The organism is Sulfitobacter sp. 15WGC, assembly GCF_005068605.1.
In the GTDB taxonomy this organism is placed as follows: Bacteria; Pseudomonadota; Alphaproteobacteria; order Rhodobacterales; family Rhodobacteraceae; genus Sulfitobacter; species Sulfitobacter faviae.
This window is the reverse complement of the sequence record NZ_SZNL01000041.1, coordinates 1-5,602: the sequence shown is the minus strand read 5'-3', so window position 1 is coordinate 5,602 and position 5,602 is coordinate 1. Positions and strand designations below refer to the sequence as shown.

The 5,602-nt window shown below is 56.5% G+C and carries 8 protein-coding genes; all 8 read left to right on the top strand.

From position 1 onward, the window contains the following. Positions 1 to 271 precede the first annotated feature (271 nt). The gene (locus FCK22_RS17680) at positions 272 to 1,459 is read left to right on the top strand and encodes an integrase arm-type DNA-binding domain-containing protein (RefSeq protein WP_067265749.1); all 1,188 of its coding nucleotides are present in this window, start codon (positions 272 to 274) and stop codon (positions 1,457 to 1,459) included. Between the two features lie 73 nt (positions 1,460 to 1,532). Continuing rightward, complete coding sequence (locus FCK22_RS17675; RefSeq protein WP_067265748.1) at positions 1,533 to 1,715, top strand: AlpA family transcriptional regulator; 183 nt, start codon at positions 1,533 to 1,535, stop codon at positions 1,713 to 1,715. 117 nt (positions 1,716 to 1,832) lie between these two features. Next, the gene (locus FCK22_RS17670; RefSeq protein ID WP_136720728.1) at positions 1,833 to 2,558 is read left to right on the top strand and encodes a hypothetical protein; all 726 of its coding nucleotides are present in this window, start codon (positions 1,833 to 1,835) and stop codon (positions 2,556 to 2,558) included. A gap of 68 nt (positions 2,559 to 2,626) precedes the next feature. After that, on the top strand, positions 2,627 to 2,806 hold the full coding sequence (locus tag FCK22_RS17665; protein WP_067265745.1) for an AlpA family phage regulatory protein: 180 nt from the start codon (positions 2,627 to 2,629) through the stop codon (positions 2,804 to 2,806). Positions 2,807 to 2,918: 112 nt separating this feature from the next. Continuing rightward, a complete protein-coding gene (locus FCK22_RS17660; RefSeq protein ID WP_067265742.1) occupies positions 2,919 to 3,284 on the top strand; it encodes a hypothetical protein in 366 nt (121 codons plus the stop codon). Positions 3,285 to 3,384: 100 nt separating this feature from the next. Beyond that, entirely contained in the window at positions 3,385 to 3,825 is a 441-nt protein-coding gene (locus FCK22_RS17655; RefSeq protein ID WP_067265740.1) for a hypothetical protein, read from the top strand. After that, entirely contained in the window at positions 3,825 to 5,003 is a 1,179-nt protein-coding gene (locus FCK22_RS17650; protein ID WP_082852090.1) for an AAA family ATPase, read from the top strand. The genes FCK22_RS17655 and FCK22_RS17650 overlap by 1 nt, the downstream gene beginning before the upstream one ends. Positions 5,004 to 5,190: 187 nt before the next feature. After that, complete coding sequence (locus FCK22_RS17645; protein WP_136720727.1) at positions 5,191 to 5,493, top strand: DUF5681 domain-containing protein; 303 nt, start codon at positions 5,191 to 5,193, stop codon at positions 5,491 to 5,493. The last annotated feature ends 109 nt before the right edge of the window (positions 5,494 to 5,602 follow it).

The following is a 5,602-nucleotide window of genomic DNA, read 5'->3' as shown; positions in this document are numbered from 1 at the left end:
GTGTCCGCGTCCAATAGGGCCGTCCGAGGCCGGCGGCTCGCAGCACCCCGAGGGGTAGGGCGTCGGGGCCGTTTGATGCCTGATCTACAGTCAATCATTTGTCGGGGAATATGGTGCCCAGGAGAGGCCTTGAACTAACGTATCATCTAGTGTCAGCCTGTTTCATAAAACATCCAAACCTTTGTTTTTAATGAGTTTGGTTGTATCATTCTGTTTCATCCGGTCCCATGCTATGCTACATATAGGGGTGGATTGAGAGGGGGATAGGAATTTGGCAGCATTGAACAAGCTTTCTTCGGCCAAGGTCAGAACCGCCCCTCCCGGCAAGTACTCAGACGGGGGAGGGCTTTGGCTGGTAAAGCGCGAAGATGGCGGCGCTCAGTGGGTGCTGCGTGTTACTGTTCATGGGCGACGCCGCGAGATGGGTATCGGCAATCTTCAGGCTGTTTCGTTGAAGGAAGCAAGAGCAGCGGCAGAGAAATGGCGGGCTGTGGTGCGAGAGGGCAAAGACCCCATCAAAGAGCGTGACCGGCTAAAGCGATTGGCCGCTAAGGATGAGCACACACTCTCATCAGTGGCGCTGGAGGCATTCGAGGCTCGCAAGGCTCAGCTTAAGGGTGACGGTAAGGCCGGGCGCTGGTTCTCCCCGCTCGAACTGCATGTGCTTCCGAAAATCGGCAAGGTTCCTGTCGAGGAAATCGACCAGCAGGATATCAAGAACGCATTAGAACCCATCTGGCACGAGAAGGCGGACACGGCCCGCAAAGCAATGAACCGCCTGAACATCACGCTTGAGCATGCAGCAGCGATGGGTCTCAATGTGGATCTTCAGGCAATCATGAAAGCGAAAGCGCTTCTGGGAAAGTCGCGTCACAAGGCAAAGAACATTCCCTACATGCCTTGGCCTGAGGTGCCAGCCTTCTACAAAAGCCTTGCTGAGCAGACGCCGACCCATCTTGCATTGCGCCTGCTGATCCTCACCACGGTTCGGTCATATGGAATTCGTTTCTGTCATTTGGATCAAATCGAAGGGGACGTATGGACCGTACCCGAAGATAACATGAAGGGGCAGGTGGGTGCTGTAACCGACTTCCGAGTGCCGCTATCGAAAGAGGCTCTCGCTGTCATAGAACTGGCGAAGCCGCTGGCGCGGGATGGATACCTGTTCCCAGGTGTTCGGAGGGCTGTAATTTCGGATGCTGCGATGAGCCGCCATATGGAGCGGCAGGGGTTGGAGGCTCGTCCGCATGGGTTCCGATCAAGCTTCAAGACCTGGTGCGAAGAAACTACCGACGTACCCGAAGTGGTTGTTGAAACGTCATTGGCGCATGTCGATGGCAACAAGGTCAAGCGGTCTTACCGCCGTACTGACCTGCTAGAGCGCCGCCGTCCGCTAATGGCGCGCTGGGCGAACCACGTAACTGGCAAGAACGCCAGCAAGGTGATCAAGATTGCGTAGTCCCAGATTCGTAAATTTTCCCTTAATCGCTCTCTGCTACGAATGGGATCATTCATTTAACAAAGAGATAACGATGACTGATAAAATTCTACGCTGCCGGGACGTACAGGAGGTGACTGGTCTCAGCAGGTCAACAATTTACCGGATGATGGATCGGGACGACTTCCCAAAGGCTACGAAGCTGGGAGTTCGCGCCATTGGCTGGCGTCAGAGCGTGGTTGCCGACTGGATTGAGGGGCGGTGCCATGAGCAGTAAGTGCAAGCGGCGGCTTCAAAGCGGAAAGGTTCAATTAGAGGCGTTTGTTGGCAGGACGCAGGGGCGAAATCACGTCACCTCATGCCGGGTGGCCACTAACGTGAGGAGTGCTCAAAGATGACGCGTATTCTATCGAAGAACGAAGTCAGTGCTGTGAAGTTTTCTGTACGTGTCGTTGGGACTTGGGCGGGTGACAATAGGATCAGCGTTCCGGCGCTTGACCCCACCCTCAGAGAAGTCGTCACCGCATTTGAACCTGTGTACCAGCAGCGGGGTGCATCGGACAGAACCCTTCTAGGATACGACATCGTTGGAGTGGATAGTGAAAGGATTGTATCCTCCTTCTTTGGTAACCTACGCGCCCATGAGTTTCTTTTGCATATTGCCAAAATTAATATTGGTCTCGGATATCCACTCCCGGATGTGCTAAGGCAACTAGTCATTGAGAAACTGAGCGGAGAAGCCGCTAGTCCGTCAGACGGCGGCATGAGGAACGTAGCTGAGCGAAACATCCTTTTTGTGATGATGGCAGAGTGGATGAAAGAAAAATGCGGTCTTCCCAGGGTAAGTGATGCAAAATTTTCCGCAGCCGAAGCCTTGTGGGCTGCGGGTACAGTGTTTGGCGTTCCCGTTACGAAGTCACAGATTTCAAAAATACTTAGAGAAAGTAAGCGCTTAAGGATTCATTCCGAAGCTCATTCCGACGTTCTGGGGGTGCCCACGTCGTCCAGTCCGGTGGTGAATGCATTATTGGGTTGGACCGCTGACGCAGACAGTTCAAAATTTGATGAACCAATAAAAAAATGCTTTTTCCATGCTGGGGCATCCCTTGAGCGCGGATGACTGAACTGACTACAAGCATCTCTAGCTAAAGCGCAAGTTTGCTTCACCACGACAACAAAAGGTGAAGCATGAAATACCTCAACCTGAACCAATTGTCTGACAAAATGGGAGGCCGCTCGCGGTCCTCCATCTATCGCGATGTCGACGAAAACCGCATTCCGGCACCCATCAAAATCGGGAGCCGCCTGTATTGGGTGGAAAGCGAAGTTGACGACGCGATTGCCGCCTCCCAACCGCAAGCCGCTTAATGCAAACCCCCGCCGAATCCAACGGATCAAGCAGGGGCGCTAATCATTCGACAGTCTTGGCGGACTATCCGAATTTTAGCCGCGCTTGGTCCAAAACTCAAGGACCGATTAAATGAGCAGCAACACAACGATTAACGGCAATCCCCCGGCAAACGCCCGCCGGAACAACCGGTGGCGCGACTTCCCGAACACCATCAGTCCGGCCCAGTATCGGGTCACTGATGAAGATGGCGAGACCCGTACTGTCACAGTGTCCAAGAACAAGCGTCGGGTGCTGGAAGGGCTGATGCAAGCGCCCATGTACTGTGCCAGCCCCGTTCGCATCTCGGACTTGGTTCACATCCTCAAGCGTGACTACGGCGTAGACATCGCAATGGACCTCTACGCCAATGACAGCGACACCGACCGCGCCAAATTTGGGGTCTACACCCTTAAGAGCAAAGTTGAGTTGATCAACGGAAATGGGGGCGCATGCTGATGGCCCTCAAAATACAGATTGCCCGCTTGCAACGCCTCTATGGCCTGACCGCAACCCAAGCCCGCCTTGTCGCTGGCCTGCACTACGGGGAGGGCGTTTGATGGACGGGTTGCACATGCCCGCGAACGACCGGGGCCATAGCGCCTCGGTCAACCGCACCGCCCACCGTATCGATAGCGTATCCCGGTCGCTGGGTTACTGCTTGCTGCTGGATAACCTTGACGCGTGGCTTAGCCTTCCCGCCATCCTGCGCGCCCGTCTCAGCACGACAGAGCGGGCCGCGCTGGCCTATGTTTCGCTGAAAGCTTTGCTGCCACAGGATGCGGAGGCTGTCGCAGAGGCGGCGCTGGGCGGCGTTATGCCCTCGGCAGCAGGGCAACCCATCGCGCCCCTGTTCAACCACATGGACGAGGCAGCATTCTGGGCCGATATGGCGGTCCCTGACGAGCGGGAGGCCTATTGCCTCGCCAGCTTTAAGGCGATGCCCTACGAGCGCCAAGCGGCCTTCCTCGACTTCGTACAAGGGAGGCAGGCAGCTTGATGCGCGATTTCACAGCTATGGCAGTGCAACTGGATCATCACCGGGCAGAGCATCCGACCGACACTCATCGCTTGCCCACGCCTTTTATCTGGCAGGACCCCAACAGCTTGCCCCGCCGCCCGTGGGTCTATGGGAGGCACCTTCTGCGCAAACAGGTCGCCGTGACCGTCGCCCCCGGTGGGGTGGGCAAGTCCTCTCTGACCATCGTGGAAGGGCTGGCAATGGTCTCTGAGCGGGAACTGCTGGGGGAGTGGACAGCCAAGGGCTTGAACGTCTGGCTCTACAATCTCGAAGACCCTCGCGACGAGATGAACCTGCGCATCACAGCCGCCATGCAGCACCATGATGTTCGGTCCGGTGAGGTCGAAGGACGGTTGTTCGTAGACACCGGGCGCGAACGCGAGCTTTGCACTGCGGTGCAGACCCGTGAAGGCGTCGTCATCGTAAAGCCAGAGATTGAGGAACTGGCTCGGGAAATTGCTGAGCGGCAGATTGACGTGATGGTCGTTGACCCGTTCGTGTCGTCGCATCAGGCCGGTGAGAATGACAATGTCGCCATTGATCTCATTGCCAAGGAATGGGCGCGTCTGGCGGATCGGTGTAACTGCGCGATAGAGCTGGTTCACCATACGCGCAAGACCAACGGCGTAGAGGCCACCTCAGAGGACAGCAGGGGCGGTTCAGCCCTTCTGGCGGCAGCACGGTCTGGCCGGGTGCTCAACCGTATGACAGCGGATGAGAGAGAGCAGGCGGGCATTCAGCCCGATGACCTAACCACCTATTTCACCGTGACCCGCGATAAGTCCAATCTTGCGCCCGTAGGGAAGCGCACATGGCGGCGTATGGTTTCCGTCGAGTTGGCGAACGGTGAGAGCGTCGGAGTGGCCGAAGCCTGGGAATGGCCGGATACCTTCGACGGCTTCACTAGCAAGGACCTGTTGGCTGTACAGCATGCCATTGAGGGCAAACAACCGCGATACTCGGATCAGTCGGGTAAGGATTGGGCCGGGGTGATCGTTGCTGAGGTTCTGGGTCTGGACGCGGTGAAGGACAAGCGCCGGATAAAGAAGATGATTGAGGCATGGCTCCATTCCGGGGCGCTTGTGAAAGGGACCAAAACCGGCCCGATCAGAAAGCCAGTTCCGACGATTGAAGTCGGTGAATGGGCAAACGAATGATGTGCGTCACCACCCGCAATAAGCAGGTGACGCGGGGTGACGCAAACAGCACCCAAAACCACTGCGTGACCACCCCTCCCCCTAAAGGGGGGGAGGGGGTGGTCACGCGCTCAGTTGGTTCTCGCGAGGTGGTGACGCAAACCGACCTGTTTCAGCAGCAAAAACGTTCTCAAGAAAGGCAATCGGCATGAGCAAAAAGAACGACCGAAACAGCGGCGCGAAAACGGAAGGCCGGAACGCTGACGGCACATTTGCCCCCGGCAATCCCGGAAAGCCCAAAGGATCACGACACAGGGCCACACAGGCCATCGAAGCAATGCTGGAAGGTCAGCAGGAAGCATTGACGCAGAGAGCCATCGACAAGGCGCTGGAAGGCGATGTCACGGCCCTGCGCCTTTGCCTCGACCGGATCGCACCCGCCCGCAAGGATGCGCCAGTATCCTTTGCCCTGCCGGAGATTGAAACGGCAGAGGATGTTGATTGTCACTGAGAACTGACCCGGTAGCCCCATAAATTGTCACTGAGAATTGACCCATGTGAACACACTTCCCCGACGGTTTTGGTTGGGGGGATTTGGAGTGATCGACATGGGATTTTTG